At 60.7% G+C, this 702-nt stretch carries 1 pseudogene; it reads right to left on the bottom strand.

Annotated features, from left to right (window positions below):
• Positions 1-98: 98 nt before the first annotated feature.
• A pseudogene (locus ACMWKA_RS25695) lies at positions 99-602 on the bottom strand (Tn3 family transposase); the annotation flags it as partial.
• Between the last annotated feature and the right edge of the window lie 100 nt (positions 603-702).

Here is a 702-nt window from a genome sequence, read left to right as displayed (position 1 = left end):
CGCGAGCTCGGTATCAGCAAGAATACCGTCGCTGACATCGTGCAACGACACAGAGCTAACGCTTAGGGTGTCATTTCGCCCTCAGCCGGAACCGACCCCGAATAGGTTTCGTCGCGGATGTGCCAGGCTTGCAGCCAGGACAGCTTGGCGTAGGTCAGGCCGGGGCTCGACTCGGCCATCTTGGTCAGCCCGAGGTTGATCGCATCACCGAGGATTGCGGACAGCAGCAACGTCCTGTCTTTGGCCTCGGCCCCGTCCTTCAAGTGGGTGAAGTGGCGGCTGAAGCCCGTCCAGTCGTCCACGTCCATCAGCAGTTCGGTGATCTTGATGCGCGGCAGTAACTGGCTGGTTTGGTCGATCAGCGCCTGCGCCCGATCCGGCACCGCCGCATCCAGCGGGGTGATTTTCAGCCCTGACTCGGTGAGGATGGCATCGGGCAGCTCGTTGTCCTTGGCCAGGCGGGTGACGGTGGCCAACTGCTCGTCCAGCAGCTGCAAACGCTCTTCCAGGTACTGGTCGCTGTTCGGGTTGATCGCCAGGGGCAGGGCCTGCTCGCGCTTGAGTGCGGCGAACTTCTCGGCCGGCAGCAGGTAGTCGTCGAAGTGGCACTGTTGCAAATAGTCGGTGGTGATAAACTTATCATCCCCTTTTGCTGATGGAGCTGCACATGAACCCATTCAAAGGCCGGCATTTTCAGCGTGA

It is taken from the genome of Enterobacter sp. 03-F-07-AD-ECC, from assembly GCF_047530935.1.
Lineage (GTDB): Bacteria > Pseudomonadota > Gammaproteobacteria > Enterobacterales > Enterobacteriaceae > Enterobacter > Enterobacter cloacae.
Note: the sequence above shows the minus strand (reverse complement) of the source record. Positions and strands in the feature narration are given on the sequence as shown.